The organism is Agrobacterium sp. CCNWLW32 (genome assembly GCF_037083425.1).
Classification (GTDB): Bacteria; Pseudomonadota; Alphaproteobacteria; order Rhizobiales; family Rhizobiaceae; genus Agrobacterium; species Agrobacterium radiobacter.
The window spans coordinates 17,509-39,184 of the sequence record NZ_JBAOJM010000023.1 but is presented as its reverse complement, the minus strand read 5'-3'; the positions used below and the strand labels follow the sequence as shown (position 1 = coordinate 39,184).

18 protein-coding genes are annotated in these 21,676 nt (G+C 59.5%); 8 read left to right on the top strand and 10 right to left on the bottom strand.

The features are described 5' to 3' along the window. Positions 1-172: 172 nt before the first annotated feature. From V6R85_RS25425 to V6R85_RS25415, 3 genes are all read right to left on the bottom strand, one after another. The gene (locus tag V6R85_RS25425) at positions 173-499 is read right to left on the bottom strand and encodes an RcnB family protein (RefSeq protein WP_003502789.1); all 327 of its coding nucleotides are present in this window, start codon (positions 497-499) and stop codon (positions 173-175) included. Positions 500-675: 176 nt separating this feature from the next. Next, entirely contained in the window at positions 676-1,707 is a 1,032-nt protein-coding gene (mgrA, locus tag V6R85_RS25420; protein ID WP_111834415.1) for an L-glyceraldehyde 3-phosphate reductase, read from the bottom strand. Positions 1,708-1,832: 125 nt separating this feature from the next. Next, a complete protein-coding gene (locus tag V6R85_RS25415) occupies positions 1,833-4,298 on the bottom strand; it encodes a beta-mannosidase (RefSeq protein WP_111834414.1) in 2,466 nt (821 codons plus the stop codon). A 488-nt stretch (positions 4,299-4,786) separates the two neighbouring features. Here V6R85_RS25415 and V6R85_RS25410 point away from each other — a divergent pair, with 488 nt between their 5' ends. Further along, positions 4,787-5,839 carry a LacI family transcriptional regulator gene (locus V6R85_RS25410; RefSeq protein WP_087744034.1) on the top strand — a complete coding sequence of 351 codons (1,053 nt, stop codon included), beginning with the start codon at positions 4,787-4,789 and terminating at the stop codon, positions 5,837-5,839. 182 nt (positions 5,840-6,021) lie between these two features. Here V6R85_RS25410 and znuA read toward each other — a convergent pair whose 3' ends face one another. Beyond that, complete coding sequence (gene znuA / locus V6R85_RS25405; protein WP_111794615.1) at positions 6,022-7,014, bottom strand: zinc ABC transporter substrate-binding protein ZnuA; 993 nt, start codon at positions 7,012-7,014, stop codon at positions 6,022-6,024. Between the two features lie 104 nt (positions 7,015-7,118). Between znuA and znuC the strand changes: the two genes are divergently transcribed. Genes znuC through zur form a run of 3 tightly spaced genes read left to right on the top strand, consistent with a single transcriptional unit; the run spans position 7,119 to position 9,266 of the window. After that, complete coding sequence (gene znuC / locus V6R85_RS25400; protein ID WP_111834413.1) at positions 7,119-8,045, top strand: zinc ABC transporter ATP-binding protein ZnuC; 927 nt, start codon at positions 7,119-7,121, stop codon at positions 8,043-8,045. Continuing rightward, entirely contained in the window at positions 8,038-8,856 is an 819-nt protein-coding gene (gene znuB, locus V6R85_RS25395; RefSeq protein WP_111834412.1) for a zinc ABC transporter permease subunit ZnuB, read from the top strand. The genes znuC and znuB overlap by 8 nt, the downstream gene beginning before the upstream one ends. After that, positions 8,853-9,266: a zinc uptake transcriptional repressor Zur gene (gene zur / locus V6R85_RS25390; protein ID WP_003502775.1), complete on the top strand. Its 414-nt coding sequence runs from the start codon at positions 8,853-8,855 to the stop codon at positions 9,264-9,266. Before znuB ends, zur begins: the two co-directional genes overlap by 4 nt. Before the next feature lie 36 nt (positions 9,267-9,302). On the opposite strand, the gene V6R85_RS25385 is transcribed toward zur, so the two are convergent. After that, on the bottom strand, positions 9,303-9,836 hold the full coding sequence (locus tag V6R85_RS25385; RefSeq protein WP_111834411.1) for a gamma carbonic anhydrase family protein: 534 nt from the start codon (positions 9,834-9,836) through the stop codon (positions 9,303-9,305). A 36-nt stretch (positions 9,837-9,872) separates the two neighbouring features. Continuing rightward, complete coding sequence (locus V6R85_RS25380; RefSeq protein WP_111834410.1) at positions 9,873-10,562, bottom strand: fumarylacetoacetate hydrolase family protein; 690 nt, start codon at positions 10,560-10,562, stop codon at positions 9,873-9,875. A 137-nt stretch (positions 10,563-10,699) separates the two neighbouring features. Between V6R85_RS25380 and dusA the strand changes: the two genes are divergently transcribed. Further along, complete coding sequence (gene dusA / locus V6R85_RS25375) at positions 10,700-11,710, top strand: tRNA dihydrouridine(20/20a) synthase DusA (RefSeq protein WP_112958565.1); 1,011 nt, start codon at positions 10,700-10,702, stop codon at positions 11,708-11,710. A 6-nt stretch (positions 11,711-11,716) separates the two neighbouring features. Here dusA and V6R85_RS25370 read toward each other — a convergent pair whose 3' ends face one another. Both V6R85_RS25370 and uvrA read right to left on the bottom strand, forming a co-directional pair. Then, a complete protein-coding gene (locus V6R85_RS25370; RefSeq protein WP_060726210.1) occupies positions 11,717-12,517 on the bottom strand; it encodes a DUF72 domain-containing protein in 801 nt (266 codons plus the stop codon). 56 nt (positions 12,518-12,573) lie between these two features. After that, on the bottom strand, positions 12,574-15,495 hold the full coding sequence (uvrA, locus tag V6R85_RS25365; protein ID WP_111834361.1) for an excinuclease ABC subunit UvrA: 2,922 nt from the start codon (positions 15,493-15,495) through the stop codon (positions 12,574-12,576). Between the two features lie 264 nt (positions 15,496-15,759). On the opposite strand from uvrA, the gene V6R85_RS25360 reads away from it, so the two are divergent. Both V6R85_RS25360 and V6R85_RS25355 read left to right on the top strand, forming a co-directional pair. After that, positions 15,760-16,344 (top strand): single-stranded DNA-binding protein, encoded by a 585-nt coding sequence (locus tag V6R85_RS25360; RefSeq protein WP_161974070.1) that lies wholly within the window; start codon positions 15,760-15,762, stop codon positions 16,342-16,344. A gap of 33 nt (positions 16,345-16,377) precedes the next feature. Further along, positions 16,378-16,641, top strand: coding sequence for a hypothetical protein (locus V6R85_RS25355; RefSeq protein WP_223564850.1), 264 nt, complete (start codon positions 16,378-16,380; stop codon positions 16,639-16,641). A gap of 54 nt (positions 16,642-16,695) precedes the next feature. On the opposite strand, the gene V6R85_RS25350 is transcribed toward V6R85_RS25355, so the two are convergent. Both V6R85_RS25350 and V6R85_RS25345 read right to left on the bottom strand, forming a co-directional pair. Further along, the gene (locus tag V6R85_RS25350; RefSeq protein WP_003502756.1) at positions 16,696-17,844 is read right to left on the bottom strand and encodes a CBS domain-containing protein; all 1,149 of its coding nucleotides are present in this window, start codon (positions 17,842-17,844) and stop codon (positions 16,696-16,698) included. A gap of 126 nt (positions 17,845-17,970) precedes the next feature. Continuing rightward, on the bottom strand, positions 17,971-18,600 hold the full coding sequence (locus tag V6R85_RS25345; protein WP_003502754.1) for a MarC family protein: 630 nt from the start codon (positions 18,598-18,600) through the stop codon (positions 17,971-17,973). Between the two features lie 217 nt (positions 18,601-18,817). Between V6R85_RS25345 and gyrA the strand changes: the two genes are divergently transcribed. Next, positions 18,818-21,610 carry a DNA gyrase subunit A gene (gene gyrA / locus V6R85_RS25340; RefSeq protein ID WP_060724999.1) on the top strand — a complete coding sequence of 931 codons (2,793 nt, stop codon included), beginning with the start codon at positions 18,818-18,820 and terminating at the stop codon, positions 21,608-21,610. Positions 21,611-21,676: the final 66 nt, after the last annotated feature.

The following is a 21,676-nucleotide window of genomic DNA, read 5'->3' as shown; positions in this document are numbered from 1 at the left end:
CCCGCCACCAGACAAACCCACAAACCAAAACCAGATGGCCTTCCAATGGCCGCAAATTTAAACCGGACAGTAGTGGGTCAAGCCCGGGGATGACGTCGAATTTGGAGCGATATTCGCAAGAATTATCAGGCCCGCATAAGCGGGCCTTTTCCACGGCATCCGATGATTTCACTCAGCGTGCGGCAGAGAGGCCGACGATCAAGCCTGTGACGGCGTTGATGAGCAGGAACTGGTTGTCGACGCGCACCCAGCGCTGGTCACGGCGCGGCTCGGCAAGACGGTAGCGGCGATAGTCGCGGCGGTCGACCGTGTGGCGGCGTTCGCCTGCAGACAGGCGCTGGCCGCGATCCCAGCGGTGCTTCTTGACGATGACCTTTTTCGTGGTGATCTGGCGCTCGACGGTAACGCCACGGTGGCGATCGTCATGACGGCTCTGTGCCTGCGCCATCGGAGCAGCGAGAACGGTGGCAGCCAGAAGAATGGTGATGAACTTTTTCATGAATGTTTCCTCGTGTTTCGATGAGGAGAACTTACGAATAAACGAATGAACGGAAACTGAATTTAAAATTACATTTATGTAATGGTTGTTAATGGTTAGGAGCGTGAGTTAATCTTTTATTTTGAGTTTTTCGGGGTAGCCAGACCGCCCGGCGGAACCGGGCGGTCTCTTCTGCATCAGATGCGTTCGGCGGATTTTGCCCAGAGGTTGATATCCGCTTCCTTGGCATAACGGTCGATTTCCGCAAGCTCTTCGGCCGTGAAATCCGGCCGCTCAAGCGCCTTCACGCAATCCTCAACCTGTTCGACGCGGCTTGCCCCGATCAGCGCCGAGGTGATGCGGCCGCCGCGCAGAACCCAGGCAATCGCCATCTGCGCCAGCGTCTGGCCGCGCCGCTCGGCAATGCTGTTGAGCGCCCGGATGTTCTCGACGTTGCGTTCGTTGAGGAAGGCCGGGTTCAGCGACTTGCGCTGCGCCGCGCGGCTGCCATCAGGCACGCCGCCGAGATATTTCGTCGTCAGCATGCCCTGCGCCAGCGGCGAGAAGACGATGGAGCCGATGCCCAGTTCTTCCAGCGTATCGACGAGACCATCCTCTTCGATCCAGCGGTTGATCATCGAATAGCTCGGCTGGTGGATGATGCAGGGCGTGCCGAGGTCCTTCAGGATGGCGGCGGCTTCACGGGTGCGCTTCGAGTTGTAGGACGAGATGCCGGCATAAAGCGCTTTGCCCGAGCGCACGATCTGGTCCAGCGCGCCACAGGTTTCCTCAAGCGGCGTGTTGGGGTCGAAACGGTGGGAATAGAAGATATCGACGTAATCCAGACCCATGCGCTTCAGGCTCTGGTCGCAGGAGGCGATTACGTATTTGCGGCTGCCCCATTCGCCATAGGGGCCGGGCCACATGTTGTAACCAGCCTTGGAGGAGATGATCATCTCGTCGCGATAACCTCTGAAATCCGTCTTCAGGATTTCACCGAAGGCGGTTTCGGCGCTGCCGGGCGGCGGGCCGTAATTATTGGCGAGATCGAAATGGGTGATGCCGAGATCGAAGGCGCGGCGGCAGATGGCCTGTTTGGTCTGGTGCGGCGTGTCGTTGCCGAAATTGTGCCAGAGGCCGAGCGAAATCGCCGGCAGTTTCAGGCCGGTCTTGCCGCAATGATTATATTTCATGGACGCGTATCGGTTTTCGGCCGGTTGCCAAACCATGGGTCTTCCTCCACTTGCTGATGACTGGCTGCCGGAGAACCCGGCAACTTTTTGAAGCGATGAAAACAGGCGCAGGTTCACCTGTCATTCCCGAGAGGGATGGTTATGCCTTTCTCCGCATGGTTTCAATGCGAGGATTGGCAGGTATGAAGATCGAAGATGCGGAAATGCGGCTGGGGGCCGCCCGCCTTCGGCGTGAAGATGATACGGCGCGTTTCGCCGGCGGCCAGATCGAAGAGATTGTCGGAATAACGGCCGGGCTGATCTGCCTCCAGCATGACGAAGAGCGCGAGACCTGCAGCGGCGACATCGATTTCGTACTGGCCGTTTTTCAACGGGCCGACGGAAAATTCGAGCCCTGCAGGCTGAAGCTCCAGCGCCTTGTAGGTGTCGCGCACATGGTGGCCTTCGCCGGTCATACCGTTGGAAGCGATGAAGCTCCAGGCGAGGATGGCGCCGTCGGGCAGGCTATCCATGTCTATCTCGGTCAGCGTTGCGGCCCTGTCCGTTGCGCAGGTGCCGTTGGCGGATTTCAGCGGCACGCGGTTGCCGTCCATGGTCAGCGCAACGATGTTCATGTCGATTTCGACGTCTTCCGCCGTGTCGTTGACCATGGAGAAGCTCACCCGGCGCCCATCCTCGGAGGGAATGGCCGAGACGGTCACCGCCTGGAAGAAGCGGCGGGCGGCATAATGCAGCGCTTTCCAGCCGCCGCCATAATCGAGGCTGGACCATGAGGCTACCGGCCAGGTGTCGTTGAGCTGCCAATAAAGCGTGCCCATGCAATGGGGCTTCAGCGAACGCCAGTAGTCCACAGCCGTGCGGATGGCGAGCGCCTGCTGGACCTGGCTCAGATAAACGAAATTCTCGAAATCCTTCGGGAAACGGAAATAGCGGAACATGGTGCCGGCGATCCGCTCATTGCCGCCGACATTCTTCTGGTGCAGCTCAATGACCGGGGAGGCGATGTTCATGTCCTTTTCTTCCGCATAGGTGCGGATGACGGGCATGGATGTGTAGGACTGGAAACCGAATTCGGAGCAGAAACGCGGCTTGACCGAGCGGTAATTGTCGAACGACTTGTTTTCGTGCCAGACGGACCAGTAGTGCATGTCACCGGAACCATCCGCGTGCCAGGCGTCACCATAATCGAGATAACCGGAGGCCGGGCTGGAGGGCCACCAGAGCGCTTCCGGTGCTGCTTTTTTCAGGGCTCTTTCGATCGTGCGGTTCAGGCGGTCGTAAGCCACGAGATAACGGTCGCGATTGTTGCGGGATTCATCGAACCAGGTCAGCGCACCCACCAGCTCGTTGTCGCCGCACCAGAGCGCGATGGACGGATGCGAGGAGAGGCGTTTCACCTGGTAGTCGACCTCATGTTCGACATTGTCGAGAAAGTCCTCGCTGCAGGGATAGAGATTGCAGGCAAACATGAAGTCCTGCCAGACCAGCAGGCCGAGCCGGTCGCAGAGATCGTAGAACCAGTCCTCCTCATAAAAACCGCCGCCCCAGACGCGGATCATGTTCATATTGGCCTCCACCGCAGAGCAGAGGAGATCTTCGGTCTTTTCCCGGCTGGCGAGCGAATAAAGTGCATCTGCGGGGATCCAGTTGGCGCCGCGGCAGAAGATCTCGCGGCCGTTGATGCGGAAGGCGAAGCGGCTTCCGGCTTCGTCCTTGTCCGTCAGAAGCTCGATCGTCCTCAAGCCGATCTGGCGGGTGACGGTCTCATCAGGCAGTTCCACCGTCAGCTTGTAGAGCGTCTGTTCGCCACTGCCGGCCGGCCACCAGAGCTCCGGATTCTCCACAAAGAAGACGTGGCGCACCACCGTTTCGCCGGTACCGACGCCGCAATCGAGTCTCAGCCTTTCATCGTTGAGGGACAGGTAGACCGGCAGGCTCGCCGGTCCCTCGGCAAACAGCGTGACAGCCACATGCAGCTCGACGCCGCCTTCGACATGGTGCTGTGAGGTGACGACATGTTCAATGCGGGCCGTATCGAGCCGCTTCAGCAGGATTTTGCCGTAGAGGCCGAGCGGCGCAATTGCGATGTTCCAGTCCCAACCGAAATGGCATTGCGGCTTGCGCAGCATGTTGCCGTTGGCAATGGGTGAATTGCCGGGGTGATAGGGGATGTAAAAAGGCTGCCGCGCCTGCCGTTCTGCGCCGGCCGCGATGTTAGAATGGAAATGGATGCGGATGGTGTTTTCACCCGGCCGCACCGCGCGTGAGATATCCGGGCGGTAGCGGCGGAAGCAATTGTCGGCGGTCAAGACCGGGACGTCGTTGACGAAGACGATGGCGACGGTGTCGAGGTAGTCGATATCGAGATACCAGCTGGAATCCGCCTCATCGAGAATGAATGTGCGCTCGATGAGCCAGTCGCGCTCAGCCACCCATTGCACCACCTTTTCATTGGCGCCGTGATAGGGATCGGGAATGATGCCCGCATTTTTGAGCGCGCTGTGAATATCGCCCGGTACGGAAAGCTGGGTGGTATGGTCTCCTTCCACCGAGGTCAGGCGCCAGGGCCCAGCCAGATCAATGACAGTTTCGGGCGAGGAAGAAGAAATCATAATCGGACCCTGCATAGTATGAATTCGAAGAAGACTGGCCGGCATTATGGTGCAGGCTTGTGTCAGAATCTGGGGGAATGGATGCCCGCAAAGCGGCTGCGACACGCTTATCCGGCTTTGCTATTTCCTCCCTCCGGCAACGTTACCGTAAAACAATCGTTCCGTCATTCCTTTGAGTGACAACGAGCGACATGAATAATGACGGGCACATCTGCGTCGGGATGACCAGGTCAAATCCCAAGAAAAATTATAAACTTTATATTTTTATATCAGTGATTTGCATCAAGATATTAATCTTGTCAGTTAAGATGTGTATCCGTGGATTTCTGGAAATTCTGTGCCGGAAGAAGGGGGAAGTACCGTGAAATATTTTCCGGACCTATATCGTTTTAGCTGAATTGGCGGATAGTCGGACAAGACCGGCCGTTGACCGCGGACCTTTGCCTTTGCAACAGAGAAAAAGCTATCTATGATTATCGTTCGGTAAAGCGTGGCGAAATGACATGAACGATACTGGCAAATCCGGCGGGGGCGAAACTCCTGCAACGACGGGCGAGCGTCCGACCTTGAAGACGATCGCCTATATGACGGGTCTTGGCATCACCACCGTCTCGCGCGCGCTGAAGGATGCGCCAGACATCGGCGCTGAAACCAAGGAGCGTGTGCGGCTGATCGCCCGGCAGATCGGCTACCAGCCAAACCGCGCCGGCGTGCGCCTTCGCACCGGCAAGACCAATGTGATTGCCCTTGTTCTGAGCGTCGATGAAGAGCTGATGGGTTTCACCAGCCAGATGGTATTTGGCATCACCGAGGTTCTTTCCACGACACAATATCATCTGGTCGTGACGCCCCATATCCACGCCAAGGATTCGATGGTGCCGATCCGCTATATTCTCGATACCGGTTCGGCGGATGGGGTCATTATTTCGAAGATCGAGCCCAACGATCAGCGCGTCCGTTTCATGACTGAGCGTAACATGCCCTTCGTCACCCATGGGCGTTCGGATATGGGTATCGAACACGCCTTTCATGATTTCGACAATGAGGCCTATGCCTATGAGGCGGTCGAGCGGCTGGCGCAATGCGGACGCAAAAGGATCGCGGTCATCGTGCCACCATCGCGGTTTTCGTTCCACGATCACGCCCGCAAGGGGTTCAACAGGGGGATCAGGGATTTTGGTCTTACCGAATTCCCGCTGGACACCATCACCATCGAAACGCCGCTTGAGAAAATCCGCGATTTCGGTCAGCGGCTGATGCAGTCGGATGACCGCCCCGACGGTATCGTTTCGATCAGCGGTAGCAGCACCATCGCGCTGGTGGCCGGTTTCGAGGCGGCGGGTGTGAGGATCGGTGAGGATATCGATATCGTTTCGAAACAGTCCGCGGAGTTCCTGAACTGGATCAAACCGCAGATCCACACCGTCAATGAGGATATCAAACTGGCGGGCAGGGAGCTTGCAAAGGCCCTTCTGGCGCGCATCAACGGCGCGCCGCCGGAAACCTTGCAGAGCATCAGCAGCCCGGTCTGGTCTTCGATGGCGCCGAAGCCGTAGATGGCTCGCTTCGCAATAGGTGCTGCAAGTCTTGACCCCGTTGCGTTCGCGGCTTTTTTAAAGTTTGACTTTAATATGTTGGCGTAAGATGTTGGTGTAAATGATATTTTTATCGTGCGCTGACTGGCTTTCGGCTGAATGCCCGGAATGACAGCCGGGGCGTCAGCGCACGACAATACGCATCAGGACAGGCAATCCTTCAGAGAGCCCGCAATGCCGCGCATCAGCTTGAAATAGAGATCGGGACCGGGCTCCAGCGTCGCTGCCTCCGGGTCGAGCGTCGCCGATTTTGCTGCAGTACCCTCAGTGATGACCGAAATCAGCTTCGGCTCGAATTGCGGTTCAGCGAAGACGCAGGTTGCGCCGAGCTGACGGACCTTTTCCTGCATCTGTTTGACACGGTCAGCACCTGGAAGGGTTTCGGGGCTGACGGTGATCGATCCCGCCGTCTTCACACCGTAACGGTGCTCGAAATACTGATAGGCATCGTGGAAGACGATGAAGGGCTTGTCCTTCACCGGCTCGACCGTTTCCTTGAGTTCGGCATCGAGCGCATTGAGATCGTCGATCAGTTTTTTGGTGTTGGCCTGATAGGTCGCGGCATTGCCGGCATCGGTTGCAATCAGCGCGGTTTCTATCGTCTGCGCCATGGCCTTGGCATTGGCGGGATCGAGCCAGAGATGGGTGTCGTATGCGCCATGGTCATGGTCCTCGTGACCCTCCGCATGGTCGTGTCCATGATCGTGTGCGCCTTCCTCTTCGGCGTGACCGTCATGCGCATCATGGCCTTCGTCGCCATGGTCATGTGCTTCAAAGGGGCCGCCTTCGCGGAAGGGCAGCTTCTCCAGCCCCTTGGCGTCCTCCAGTTCCACCACGGTTGCCTTGCTGGCAAGCGCTTCCAGCGGCTTTTCCAGGAACGCTTCAAGGCCCGGCCCAACCCAGAAGACCACATCCGCCTTTTCCAGCTTGCGCGCATTGGACGGTCTGAGATTATAGGTGTGCGGAGAGGCCGCGCCGTCGACGATGAGCTGGGGTTCGCCGACGCCCCGCATGATTGCGGCGACGAGGGAATGGATGGGCTTGATCGAGACCACGACATCGGGCGCGGCGGTGGCGCCGGAAGCGGCGGCCGCTATTGCCACCGATGCCATGAGCGGGATCAGGAACGATTTCATGAAATGCACTCCACTTGAAGAAGTATAGTTATGTTATTACATTTATTGCGTTACTCTATAACGTATGCAATAGCGGTAAGCAACATCGCCGAACGGACAATCCCATGCTTCATTCCGCCCATCGGGGCAACGAGATACTGGTTTCCCTTGCCAATGCCGGCGTGCAGCGCAACGGCCGCTGGCTGGTGCGCGGCGTGGAGTTTTCCGTCAGCAAAGGCGAGATCGTCACGCTGATCGGGCCGAACGGTTCCGGCAAATCAACGAGCGCAAAAATGGCGATCGGTGTGGTGAAGCCGACCGAGGGCGAGGTCTCGCGCATTGTCGGTCTGAGGGTTGGTTATGTGCCGCAGAAGCTCTCCGTTGATTGGACCATGCCGCTTTCGGTGCGCCGGCTGATGACGCTGACCGGGCCGCTGCCAGCCCGTGAAATCGACGCGGCGCTGAATGCGACTGGCATTGCGCATCTCGCCAACGCCGAGGTCCAGCACCTTTCTGGCGGCGAGTTCCAGCGCGCGCTCCTGGCCCGCGCCATCGCCCGCAAGCCCGATCTGCTGGTTCTTGACGAGCCCGTGCAGGGCGTCGATTTCTCCGGCGAGATAGCTCTCTATGATCTGATAAAAAATATCAGAAATTCAAATAATTGCGGAATTCTGTTAATCTCGCATGATCTGCATGTGGTGATGGCGGAAACCGACACCGTCATATGCCTGAACGGCCATGTCTGCTGCCGGGGCACGCCACAGGCGGTGAGCCAGAGCCCGGAATATATGCGGCTGTTCGGCGGCTCGGCAGCCAAGGCGCTTGCCGTCTATAGCCACCATCACGATCATACCCATTTGCCCGATGGCCGGGTGCAGCATGCGGATGGTTCCGTAACCGATCATTGCCACCCCGAGGATGGCCACCACCATATGCATGACCATGGCCGCCATCATGACGACCATGGCGAATGCGGCTGCGGCCACCAGCATGAGCATGAGCATGAGGATCATATTTCCTCCAGCCAGCGGCAGGGAGAGCGCCATGTTTGACGATTTCTTCATTCGCGCCATGGTCGCCGGTATCGGCGTCGCGCTCACTGCCGGTCCTCTCGGCTGTTTCGTCGTCTGGCGGCGCATGGCCTACTTCGGTGATACGATGGCCCATTCGGCGCTGCTCGGCGTCGCGCTGTCGCTGCTGTTGCAACTCAACCTCATCGTCAGCGTTTTTCTGGTGGCATCGGCCGTTTCGATCCTTTTGATTTTCCTGCAACGCCGGCAGGCTCTCTCCTCCGATGCACTACTTGGCATATTGTCCCATTCGGCGCTGGCGATCGGTCTTGTCATCGTCGCTTTCATGAGCTGGGTGCGTATCGACCTCGTCTCCTTCCTGTTCGGCGATATTCTCGCCGTCACCCGCAGCGATATCGCCCTGATCTGGGGCGGTGGACTGGTGGTCATCGTTTCCATGGTCTTCCTGTGGCGGTCGCTGCTCGCCTCCACCGTCAATACAGAATTGGCTGAGGCCGAGGGGTTGAACCCGGAGCGCGCGAAGCTGATCTTTACGCTCTTGATGGCGCTGGTGATCGCCATTGCCATGAAGGTGGTCGGCATCATGCTCATTACCTCGCTGCTCATCATACCGGCGGCGACCGCCAGACGTTTTTCCGCGACGCCTGAGGTGATGGCGGTGGTGGCTTCGCTGATCGGTGCTGTTGCCGTTGTCGGCGGCCTGTTCGGCTCGCTCACCTACGATACGCCGTCCGGCCCTTCCATCGTGGTTGCCGCGGTGATCCTCTTCGTTATAAGCCTGTTGCCGGCGCCGGGTTTTTCCCGCGCCGCGGATGAAGGAGGCAAGTCATGAATGTGCAGACCCAGCAGAACCTCACCAAGAACCAGTCGCTGGTCATGAATGCTCTCTCAAACGCGCATCAGCCGCTCAGCGCCTATATGATTCTCGACAAGCTGCGCGACGATGGTTTTCGCGCGCCGCTGCAGGTTTACCGGGCGCTGGAAAAGCTGGTGGAATTTGGTCTCGTGCACCGGCTTGAGAGCCTCAACGCCTTTGTTGCCTGCACCCATACGCAGGCGGAGTGCTGCTCGCACCACCATGGGACTGTCGCTTTCGCCATCTGCGAATCCTGCGGGCAGGTGACGGAGTTTCACGATCATGAGATCGACCACCGCCTTGAGCGCTGGGTAAAGGACAGCAAGTTCAAGGCGGAAAAGACAACCATTGAAATTCGCGGTCTCTGCGCCGCCTGCTCGGCTTAGTCTCGAGGCGGGGCGGGCGTGGATGCCCGCCGTTTCCTATCCCTCGACGATCGCCAGATCCTTCGAAAAACGCTTCCAGTTTTCGATGTATTTTTCCGCCGAGCGGCGGAGCCCTGCGACGGCTTCATCGTCCAGCGTCCGGATGGCGCGCGCCGGCGAGCCGACAATCAGGGAATTGTCCGGGAATTCCTTGCCCTCCGTCACCAGCGCATTGGCGCCAACGAGGCAGTTGCGGCCGATCTTTGCGCCGTTCAGGATCGTCGCCCCCATGCCGATGAGCGAATTATCGCCGATGGTGCAGCCATGTACGATGGCGTGGTGGCCGATGGTGCACATTTCGCCGATGACAGCGGCAAAGCCGGGATCACTGTGCACCATCACGCCTTCCTGAATATTGGTGCCGCGCCCGACGCTGATCGGCTCGTTATCGCCGCGCAGCGTTGCGCCGAACCAGATGCCGACATCATCGCCGAGCGTGACCGAGCCGATGACATTGGCGTCGGGCGCTACCCAGTAGCTATCCGGGGCAGGGGTCTGCGGCACCCGGTCGGCAAGGCGGTAAAGCGGCATGGTGGTGTCCTCCCTTTTGGTTTTTTCTGACTGCGGTCAGGCAACCGTCACGGCAAGTGTGCCGACACCCTCGACGCCGCATTCGATCCGGTCGCCGCGCACGATGGGGCCGACGCCGGCCGGCGTGCCGGTCATGATGACGTCACCGGCGGCAAGCGTGAACAGCTTGGAAAGCTCGGCAATCACTTCCGGCACTTTCCAGATCATCTGGGCGAGGTCGCCCGTCTGCTTGCGTTCGCCATTGACGTCGAGCCAGATCGCACCGGTAGCGGGATAGCCGATCTTGTCTGCGGGGACGATGGCCGAAATCGGCGCGGAATATTCGAAAGCCTTCGCGCCTTCCCAGGAACGCCCCATCTTCTTAAGACCGTCCTGAAGATCCCGACGGGTCATGTCTATGCCGACGGCGTAACCCCAGACATGGTTCAGCGCCTCGTCCGCCGGAATATCAGCGCCGCCGCTTTTCAGCACCACGACGCATTCGACTTCGTAATGTACGTTGGATGACAGCGGCGGATAGGGGAAATCCCGTCCTGATGGCAGCAGATTGTCCGGGTTTTTCTGGAAATAAAAGGGCGGCTCGCGCGAAGGATCGTGGCCCATCTCTATGGCGTGATCGGCATAATTGCGGCCGACACAATAGACCCGCCGTACGGGGAACAGGGCGTCCGTGCCTTCAACGGGCAGGAGAACGGGTTTCGGAGCGGGGATGACGGTGGCGGCCATGTGGATTTCCTGTCGTCTTTTTGGGTGCAATTCTTGTCCCGCAATTCCGGGGCGATTTCCAGTTCAAAATGACCCTGCCTGCAAAACTGGCTTTTTACGGTCCTTTGCTGTAGAAGCCGCCGCAAAGAGGTTAATCCATGTACAGACAAGCGCTTGCAAGCGGCGAAAAAATCTTCGCCGTTGCCCCCATGATCGACTGGACCGACACGAGGTGCAGATTTCTGCACCGGCAATTGTCGAAGCGTGCGCTGCTTTATACCGAAATGATCGTCGCCGACGCCATTATCCATGGTCAGCGTGACAGGCTGCTCGGCTATCACCCTCAGGAACATCCCGTCGCGCTGCAGCTTGGTGGGTCTGATCCGGCCAAGCTTGCCGAGGCGGTGAGGATCGCCGGGGACTACGCCTATGATGAGATCAATCTCAATGTCGGCTGTCCCTCGGATCGGGTGCAATCTGGTACCTTTGGTGCATGCCTGATGCGCGAGCCTGATGTGGTGGCGCAATGTGTCTCGGCAATGAAGGCTGTCGCCCGCGTGCCGGTTACGGTGAAATGCCGGATCGGCGTGGATGATCAGCAGCCGGAAGCGGTTCTGCCGGATTTTCTGAAGCGGGTTGTTGCGGCAGGCGCGGACGCCGTCTGGGTTCATGCGCGAAAAGCCTGGCTGCAAGGGCTTTCGCCGAAGGAAAACCGCGAAGTGCCGCCGCTAGATTATGATCTCGTCTATCGCATGAAGCGGGAAAACCCTGACGTCTTTATCGGCATCAATGGCGGTATCGCCGATCTCGATCAGGCGAGCGGGCACCTCCAACATATGGATGGTGTGATGCTCGGCCGGGCGGCCTATCATAACACGTCCATCCTTGCCGATGTCGACCATCGCATCTATGGCGAAGAGGCCCGGCAGCCGGACTGGATGGCGCTGCGTGACGCCATGATGGCCTATGCCGCCGACTATATCGCCGCGGGTGGACGTCTCAACCACGTCACTCGCCATATGGTCGGACTGTTTCAGGGCATGCCCGGCGCGCGCCGTTTCCGGCAAATCCTCTCCAGCGATGCCACCCGGCCGGGGGCTGGCCCGGAGGTGATCGAGGCCGCTTTCGCGGCCATAGATTTCAGCCCGACGAAAGAAATGGCGGGCTGAAAGCGCTCAGACCGCCTTTTGCAGTTCCTGCGCACCATTGGGCGCATTGACCTTGCCGCCGGTGATGAAGAAGGCGAAGACGTCGCGCGGTGTCTTTTCGACTTTTCGCTCGGCGGCGATCAGCGGTAGATCGTCCGGCATGCCGCCCTTGGCATAGGTCTTTACCCGCTCGGCCCAGTGGTCGATTTCTTTTTTCGGATAACAGGTCTTGATGTCGTCCTCGCCCTTCTGCAGGCGGCAATAGACGAAATCGGCCGTCACGTCAGGCAGCATCGGATAGTCATGATGGTCGGCGCAGACGACGGCGACCTTGTGCTTGGCGAGAAGATCGATGAATTCCGGAACCTGAAATGTCGGGTTGCGCACCTCGACGACATGGCGAAGACGAATACCGTCCTGCTTCTCAGGTAACAGGGACAAAAATGCGCCGAAATCCTCCGCGTCGAATTTTTTCGTCGGTGCGAATTGCCAGAGGATGGGACCGAGATGGGATCCGAGTTCGGTCAGCCCCTGCGTCAGGAACTTCGTCATCGATTCACCGGCTTCGGCCAGAACCCTGCGGTTGGTGACAAAGCGGCTTGCCTTTAGCGAGAAGACGAAATCCTCGGGCACTTCGGAAGCCCATTTGGCGAAGGTCTCCGGTTTCTGGCTGCTGTAATAGGTGCCGTTCACCTCAATGGCCGTGAGCTGCCGGCTGGCGTGCTCCAATTGGCGCTTCTTCGGCAATTTTTCGGGGTAAAACGTGCCTTCCCAGGGCTCGAAGGTCCAGCCGCCGATACCGGTGCGGATCGTGCCTGATGTCGACATATGCTGTTCCTCCTCCGGCCTTCGGCCTTTCGAACCTTTGCGACGAAAGCTGCGGATTACTCCGCAGCCTCCCGTTTTCCGGCCGGCCGGCGCTCCAGAAGCTCCTTCAGGAAGTGACCGGTATAGGAACGCTCGACTTTCACGATGTCTTCCGGCGTACCGGTCGCCACCACTTCGCCGCCGCCCGTGCCGCCCTCAGGCCCGATATCGATGATCCAGTCCGCCGTCTTGATGACTTCGAGATTGTGCTCGATCACCACGACGGAATTACCCTGTTCCACCAGCGCATGCAGCATTTCGAGCAGCTTGTTGACATCGTGGAAATGCAGGCCGGTCGTCGGCTCGTCGAGAATGTAGAGCGTGCGACCGGTGGAGCGCTTGGACAGTTCCTTGGCGAGCTTGACGCGCTGCGCTTCGCCACCGGAGAGGGTATTGGCCTGCTGGCCGACCTTGATATAACCGAGGCCGACATCGAAGAGCGATTGCAGCTTGTCGCGCACAGCCGGCACGGCGGCGAAGAATTCCACACCTTCCTCCACCGTCATATCCAGCACATCGGCGATGGATTTGCCCTTGAAGGTAACGTCCAGCGTTTCGCGATTATAACGCTTGCCGTGGCAGACATCGCAGGTGACGTAAACGTCAGGCAGGAAGTGCATCTCGATCTTGATGACGCCGTCACCCTGGCAGGCCTCGCAGCGGCCGCCCTTGACGTTGAAGGAGAAACGGCCCGGCGCGTAACCGCGCGCCTTGGCTTCCGGCAGACCGGCGAACCAGTCGCGGATCGGCGTGAACGCACCGGTATAGGTGGCCGGGTTGGAACGCGGCGTGCGGCCAATCGGCGACTGGTCGATATCGATCACCTTGTCGATGAATTCGAAACCATCGATGCGGTCGTGCTCGGCCGGGATTTCGCGCGCACCCATCACCCGGCGCGCCGCCGATTTATAAAGCGTCTCGATCAGGAATGTGGATTTGCCGCCGCCCGAAACGCCGGTTACGGCAGTGAAAACACCGAGCGGCACAGCTGCCGTGACATTCTTCAGGTTGTTGCCGCGCGCGCCAAACACCTTGATTTCGCGGCCCTTCTTGGGCTTGCGACGCTCAGCCGGCACGGCGACGCCGAGTTCGCCCGAAAGATATTTGCCGGTCAGCGATTTCGGATTGGCCATCACCTCCTGCGGTGATCCTTCGGCAATCACCTGACCGCCATGAATGCCGGCGGCCGGGCCGATATCGACCACGTAATCCGCCGTCAGAATGGCGTCCTCATCATGTTCGACCACGATGACCGTATTGCCGATATCGCGCAGATGTTTCAGCGTATCGAGTAGACGGGCATTATCGCGCTGATGCAGGCCGATCGAGGGCTCGTCGAGAACATAGAGAACGCCCGTGAGGCCCGAGCCGATCTGCGAGGCCAGACGGATACGCTGGCTTTCACCGCCGGAAAGCGTGCCGGAATTGCGCGACAGGCTGAGATAATCCAGCCCGACATCGTTGAGGAAGCGCAGGCGCTCACGGATTTCCTTGAGGATTCGGACCGCGATTTCGTTCTGCTTGGCGTTGAGGCTTTCCGGCAGCACTTCAAACCAGTCGCGCGCCATGCGGATCGACATTTCGGTGACTTCACCAATATGCAGCTTGTTGATCTTGACGGCGAGCGCTTCCGGCTTCAGGCGATAACCGGCGCAGGCCGGGCAGGGGGCCGCCGACATGTAGCGTTCGATTTCCTCACGCGCCCAGGCGCTGTCGGTCTCTTTCCAGCGACGCTCGAGATTGGGCACGATGCCTTCGAAATTCTTCACCGTCTTGTAGGAGCGGGCGCCGTCCTGGTAGTTGAATTCGATCTTTTCCTCGGTGCCCTGCAGGATGGCGTTCTGTGCGTCCTTCGAAAGATCGGACCATTTGCTGGAGAGCTTGAAGCCGAAGGCCTTGCCGAGCGCTTCCAGCGTCTGGTTATAATAGGGCGAGGAGGATTTGGCCCAGGGCGCAATCGCGCCGTCGCGCAGCGTGCGGGCGGGCTCCGGCACGATGAGGTTTTCATCCACCTTCTGCTGCGAGCCGAGACCGTCACAGCTCGGGCAGGCGCCGAAGGGGTTGTTGAAGGAGAAAAGCCGCGGCTCGATTTCCGGAATGGTGAAGCCGGAAACGGGGCAGGCGAATTTTTCCGAAAACAGCACCCGCTCATGGGTCTCGTTGAGCGATTTGTTGGCGGAACCGCCGGCGGCGGTTTCTTCCGGCGGCAGGGGCTTGTCAGCAAATTCCGCAATCGCCAGCCCGTCGGCGAGCTTGAGGCAGGTCTCGAGACTATCGGCAAGGCGTGCTGCCATGTCCGGGCGCACGACGGCGCGATCGACCACCACGTCGATGTCGTGCTTGTATTTCTTGTCGAGAGCAGGAACGTCGGCGATTTCGTAGAACTGGCCATCCACCTTGACGCGCTGGAAGCCCTTCTTCATCAGATCGGCGAGTTCCTTCTTATATTCGCCTTTGCGGCCGCGGACTATCGGCGCAAGAATATAAAGACGCGTACCTTCCTCGAAAGCGAGAATGCGATCGACCATCTGGCTGACCGTCTGGCTTTCGATCGGCAGGCCGGTGGCTGGCGAATAGGGGACACCGACACGCGCGAAGAGAAGGCGCATATAATCGTAGATCTCGGTGACCGTGCCGACCGTGGAGCGCGGGTTGCGCGAGGTGGTCTTCTGCTCGATGGAGATTGCCGGCGACAGGCCGTCGATCTGGTCGACATCCGGCTTCTGCATCATCTCCAAGAACTGGCGCGCATAGGCCGAGAGGCTTTCGACATAACGGCGCTGGCCTTCGGCATAGATCGTATCGAAGGCAAGCGAAGACTTGCCCGAGCCGGAAAGGCCGGTCATGACGATCAGCTTGTTGCGCGGCAAATCCAGATCGATGCCCTTGAGGTTATGCTCGCGGGCGCCACGGATGGAAATCGTCTTCAGTTCACTCATGACAAGGCTCGGACAAAAATAACAGGCTTGATGGCAGCGCGTCCTTATGTAGTGACGCAGCCGGGTGTGTCGAGGTCTATTCCCTCTCGGTCGCAGCTTTTCGGAAAGCTTGACTCGAAATCTGCGATTTAATAGAACAAAAAAGGAACGAAATGCAAGCGCGAATGTCCGCTCCCGCAGCTTAAGATTATTCTTTGTGGATAGTTCCATGCTTGCGGTGCCCTTTGCGGGCGGCGGCAGCTATTGTGTGGCAAATTTTTTGAAATGCAATTGCCGGTCATGATGGCCGGCGGACAGGATGACGAGATGGCTGGTAGCGTAAACAAGGTAATTCTGATCGGGAACGTGGGCGCTGATCCCGAAATCCGCCGGACGCAGGATGGCCGCCCCATCGCCAACCTGCGCATCGCCACCTCGGAGACCTGGCGTGACCGCAACAGCGGCGAGCGCAAGGAAAAGACCGAATGGCACACCGTCGTGGTTTTCAACGAAGGCCTGTGCAAGGTCGTCGAGCAATATGTCAAGAAGGGCGCCAAGCTCTATATCGAAGGCCAGCTGCAGACCCGCAAATGGCAGGACCAGACCGGTAACGACCGTTACTCCACCGAAATCGTGCTGCAGGGCTTCAACTCCACGCTGACCATGCTTGACGGTCGCGGCGAGGGCGGCGGTGCTGCCCGCAGCGGCGGTGGCGATTTCGGCGGCGGCAACGATTATGGCAGCGGCGGCGGCTCCAGCTATGGCGGCGGTTACGACCAGCAGCCCTCGTCGCGCGGCGGCTCTGCCCGTGGCGGCAGCCAGCCCTCCGGCGGCTTCTCCAATGACATGGACGACGACATCCCGTTCTGATCGGACGGTGGATCCAGAAACGCGTGACAGGAGGTGAGCTTGACTGACGAAACCGTGCAGCCGAAACAGCCCGCCACCTGGCGCATCATTCTCGCTTTTTTCCTCGATTTCTGGACGGCGTTTTTCGCCGCCGGATTTCTGGTCGCGACGGTCGCGGGTGGGCGAACGCCTGAAGGTTTTGCCCTCAACGGCGCGCCCGCCTTTATCGCCTTCGCGCTGATCATCGCCTATTTTGTCGTGCTCGGTCGGTTCTTCGGCGGCACGCTGTGGCAGCGCCTGCTGAAGGCGAGACGCTGACTTCAGGCTTTGCCGGTTCCTCCTGAGAGGAGGATACTTCCACGTCGCGGCAAGCTATGCCGCGACTTTGTCCGCCAGCATCGCGACCATGACATCGGATTGCGACACGATGCCCACCATCTTGCCCCTGGCATCGATCACCGGCAGATAATGCAACCCTTCCTCCGCAAAGCGGATGATGGCTTCCTCGATGGAGGTTTCCGGTCGCACGGTTTTCACCGGTGATGTCATGATGTCCTTGACCGTATCATTGGGTGCGCTTGCGCCGGACAGGATGAGGCGCAGCCGCTGCAGGAAACCGATGGAGGGACGACCGTTTCTCCAGCTCGCCTTTTCCAGAAAGTCCGTCTGGGTGACGATGCCGACGATTTCGGCCCTGTCATTGGTGACGGGCAGCGCCTTGAAATGATGGCTGTGCATCAGCGCATGGGCGTGGCGCAGGCTGTCGTCAGGAGCAACGCCGACCACGTCCCGCGACATGACGCTTTCGCAATCGAGATGCAGCGCGCGACGCCGGTAGGAACGCAACTCGGTCCTGCGCAGGATGGTTTCCAGCGCATCGCGGTCGATATCGATGAACTCGTCATATTCCTTCAGCACTTCGTCGAGATCGGTGGAGGAAAAGCCGATTTTCTGGATGGGTGTCGGATCCGTGGTGCCGTGGGCGGCCTTGCCGAGCTTCAGGCCGTGCGGATAGGCGCGACCGGTGGCATTGTTATAGGCGAGGGCCAAAGCAAGAAGGATCAGCGAGTTTCCGGCGACCGGCCACAGCAGGAAACCATAGCCGAGGCTGTGCACGGCAGGGCCGCCGAGGACGGCAGTCAGTGCGACAGCACCGCTTGGCGGGTGCAGGCAGCGCAGCGCCATCATGGCGGCGATGGCGAGGCTGATGGCGAGCGCGCTGGCAAGAAACAAATCCGGAACCAACAGCGCCACGGTCACACCAACGAAAGCCGAAACGAGGTTGCCGCAGAGGATCGACCATGGCTGCGCCAGCGGGCTGGAGGGCACGGCAAACAAAAGCACGGCCGAAGCGCCCATCGGCGCGATCATGGCTGGCAGGGTGGGATCGAAACGGAGAGCGAGACTTCCCAAAAGGCCGGTCAGCAGGATGCCGACAAAGGCGCCGGTTGCGGAGCGCAGCCTTTCCCTGTTGCTGACGGGTGCGGCATCCGGGATGAGGCGACGCAGCGTGGAACGCATGGAGATAACTTTCGAATCCGAAAAAACATGCGTCTTTTAGCCGAAGCAGAGGGCGGATTTAAAGGGAGGATTTTCCGGCATTTCAGCGGTTGGCGGGAATTTATTGCGCTGGTGTCGCGAAACGCCTCAGAAAGCGAAGGCTGATTTTATGCCATCGACCACGAATTGCACGGAAAGCGCCGCAAGCAGAACGCCGAGTAGTCGGGTAAGGATCGCGCGGCCGGTATTGCCGAGAAAGCGGTCCATCCGCTCCGAAACGATGAGCGCGGCATAAACAAGGGCCATGGCGAAAGCGAGGATCAGGATGAGCACCACCATCTCGACGGTGGTCTTCATTGAGCCGGCAAGCAGCACGGTGGCGGAAATGGCGCCTGGTCCGGCGATCAGGGGCAACGCCAGCGGAAAGACCGCCAGATTGTGGAGGTGGTCCTTGGTGATGGCGATTTCGGAGGTCTTTTCCTTCCGTTCCTGGCGCTTCTCGAAAATCATCTCGAAGGAGATCCAGAACAGCAGAAGGCCGCCGGCGATGCGGAAGGCGCCGAGCGAAATGCCGAGCAGGTTGAGGATCGCAAGGCCGAAGAGCGCGAAGACGGCGAGAATGCCGAAGGCGATGATGGAACCGCGCAGCGCCACCTGGCTGCGCTGGTCGCGGTTCATGCCGGCGGTGAGCGCCAGGAAGACGGGGGCGAGACCCGGCGGATCGAGTGTGACCAGAAGTGTGGTAAGCGCGTTGATGAGCGTTTCGCTGCTGGCCATTTTTTCCCCGCTTATTGCCTTTTTGCGCGTGAGACTACGCAAGTCGCAATCGCTTTAAAAGGGAGTGGCGACGCTTTTGCTGACCTAAATGGCGAAAAGCGGTGTATGTCTTGCAAATGACGCAAAAGACTGTTCAAAACTCGCCGGGAAATTGGCTTAACGTGGCTGTTTCCGCTATAAAAATCCATCCGATTCTTAACAGAGAATGTGATCCGTTTTGACTGACCAGAGCCCCCCCGGCGGCGGAAAACTTCCGCCAGGCATTGAACCGATTTCCATCATGGAGGAAATGCAGCGGTCGTATCTCGATTACGCCATGAGCGTTATCGTTTCCCGCGCGCTTCCCGATGTGCGAGACGGCCTGAAGCCGGTTCATCGCCGTATTCTTTACGGCATGTCCGAACTCGGCATCGACTGGAACAAGAAATACGTCAAATGCGCCCGCGTTACCGGTGACGTGATGGGTAAATTCCATCCGCACGGCAATTCGGCGATTTATGACGCGCTGGCGCGTATGGCGCAGGACTGGTCGCTCCGCCTGCCACTGATTGACGGGCAGGGTAACTTCGGCTCCATCGACGGGGATCCGCCGGCGGCCGAACGTTATACCGAATGCCGTCTGGAAAAGGCCGCCCATTCGCTGCTCGACGATCTCGACAAGGAAACGGTCGATTTCCGCGACAACTATGACGGCACCTTGCAGGAACCGGTCGTCATTCCGGCCAAGTTCCCGAACCTCCTGGTCAACGGGGCAGGCGGCATCGCCGTCGGCATGGCTACCAATATTCCGCCGCACAATCTGTCCGAAGTCATCGACGGCTGTATCGCGCTGATCGAAAATCCGGCGATCGAGCTGCCCGAACTGATGCAGATCATTCCCGGCCCGGATTTCCCGACCGGTGCTCTGATCATGGGCCGCTCCGGCATCCGCTCGGCTTACGAGACGGGCCGCGGTTCGGTCATCATGCGCGGCCGCGCGACCATCGAACCGATGCGTGGCGACCGCGAGCAGATCATCATCACCGAAGTTCCCTATCAGGTGAACAAGTCGTCGATGATCGAGAAGATGGCTGAACTGGTCAAGGAAAAGCGCATCGAGGGCATTTCCGACCTGCGCGACGAATCCGACCGCCAGGGTTATCGCGTCGTCATCGAGCTGAAGCGCGACGCCAATGCCGATGTCATCCTGAACCAGCTTTATCGCTACACACCGCTGCAGACCTCCTTCGGCTGCAACATGGTGGCGCTGAACGGCGGCAAGCCGGAACAGATGACGCTGCTCGACATGCTGCGCGCTTTCGTCTCCTTCCGCGAGGATGTCGTCAGCCGCCGCACGAAGTACCTGCTGCGCAAGGCGCGCGAGCGTGCGCATGTGTTGGTCGGTCTGGCGATTTCCGTCGCCAATATCGATGAGGTCATCCGCGTTATCCGTCACGCTCCCGATCCGGCTTCGGCCCGCGAGGAGTTGATGACCCGGCGCTGGCCGGCGCAGGAAGTGGAAAGCCTGATCCGCCTGATCGACGATCCGCGTCACCGCATCAATGAAGACGGCACCTACAATCTCTCCGAAGAGCAGGCGCGCGCCATTCTCGAATTGCGCCTTGCCCGCCTCACCGCACTTGGTCGCGATGAAATCGGCGACGAGCTGAACAAGATCGGCGCGGAAATCAGCGAATATCTTGAGATCCTGTCGTCACGCCTGCGCATCATGCAGATCGTCACGGAAGAGCTCATCGCGATCCGCAACGAGTTCGGCACGCCGCGTCGTTCCGAGATTGTCGAGGGCGGCCCCGACATGGACGATGAAGACCTCATCGCCCGCGAAGACATGGTCGTCACCGTTTCGCATCTCGGCTACATCAAGCGTGTGCCGCTGACCACCTACCGGGCGCAGCGTCGCGGCGGCAAGGGCCGTTCTGGCATGGCGACGCGCGACGAGGATTTCGTCAATCGCCTCTTCGTTGCCAATACCCATACGCCGGTACTGTTCTTCTCCTCGCGTGGCATCGTCTACAAGGAAAAGGTCTGGCGTCTGCCGATCGGCACGCCGCAGTCCAAGGGCAAGGCCCTGATCAACATGTTGCCGCTGGAGCCCGGCGAGCGCATCACCACCATCATGCCGTTGCCCGAGGATGAGACCACCTGGGAAACGCTTGACGTGATGTTCTCGACGACACGCGGCACGGTTCGCCGCAACAAGCTCGGCGATTTCGTGCAGGTCAACCGCAATGGCAAGATCGCCATGAAGCTGGACGAGGAGGGCGATGAAATCCTCTCCGTCGAAACCTGTACGGACCGCGATGACGTGCTGCTGACGACCGCGCTCGGCCAGTGCATCCGCTTCCCCGTGGACGATGTGCGCGTCTTTGCCGGCCGCAACTCCGTCGGTGTGCGCGGCATCAACATGGCCGAAGGCGACCGCATCATCTCCATGACCATTGTCGGGCATGTGGAAGCGGAGCCGTGGGAGCGTGCAGCCTATCTGAAGCGCTCGGCTGCTGAGCGGCGTGCCGCAGGCGTCGATGAGGACGATATCGCACTCGTTGGCGAGGAAGTGACGGAAGAGGGTGAACTGAGCGAAGAGCGTTATCAGGAACTGAAGGCACGTGAAGAATTCGTGCTGACGGTTTCCGTGAAGGGCTTCGGCAAGCGCTCCTCCTCTTACGACTTCCGCACCTCGGGCCGCGGCGGCAAGGGTATCCGCGCCACTGACACCTCGAAGACCAACGAGATCGGCGAACTGGTTGCGGCCTTCCCCGTGGACGAAGGCGACCAGATCATGCTGGTGTCCGATGGCGGGCAGCTCATCCGCGTGCCGGTCAACGGCATCCGCATCGCCAGCCGCGCCACCAAGGGTGTGACGATCTTCTCTACCGCGAAGGATGAGAAGGTGGTTTCCGTGGAGCGCATCAACGAGCCGGAAGGCGACGACGAAGCAGAGAACGGTAATGGCGAAGATGCCGCCGACGATCTGCCGGATACGCCGGAGGCACCGGAGAACGAGGCGTAAGCCGCCTCGTCATCTTCGGGTACCAATCAAGAAAAACCCCGCGGTGCTCAGGCTCCGCGGGGTTTT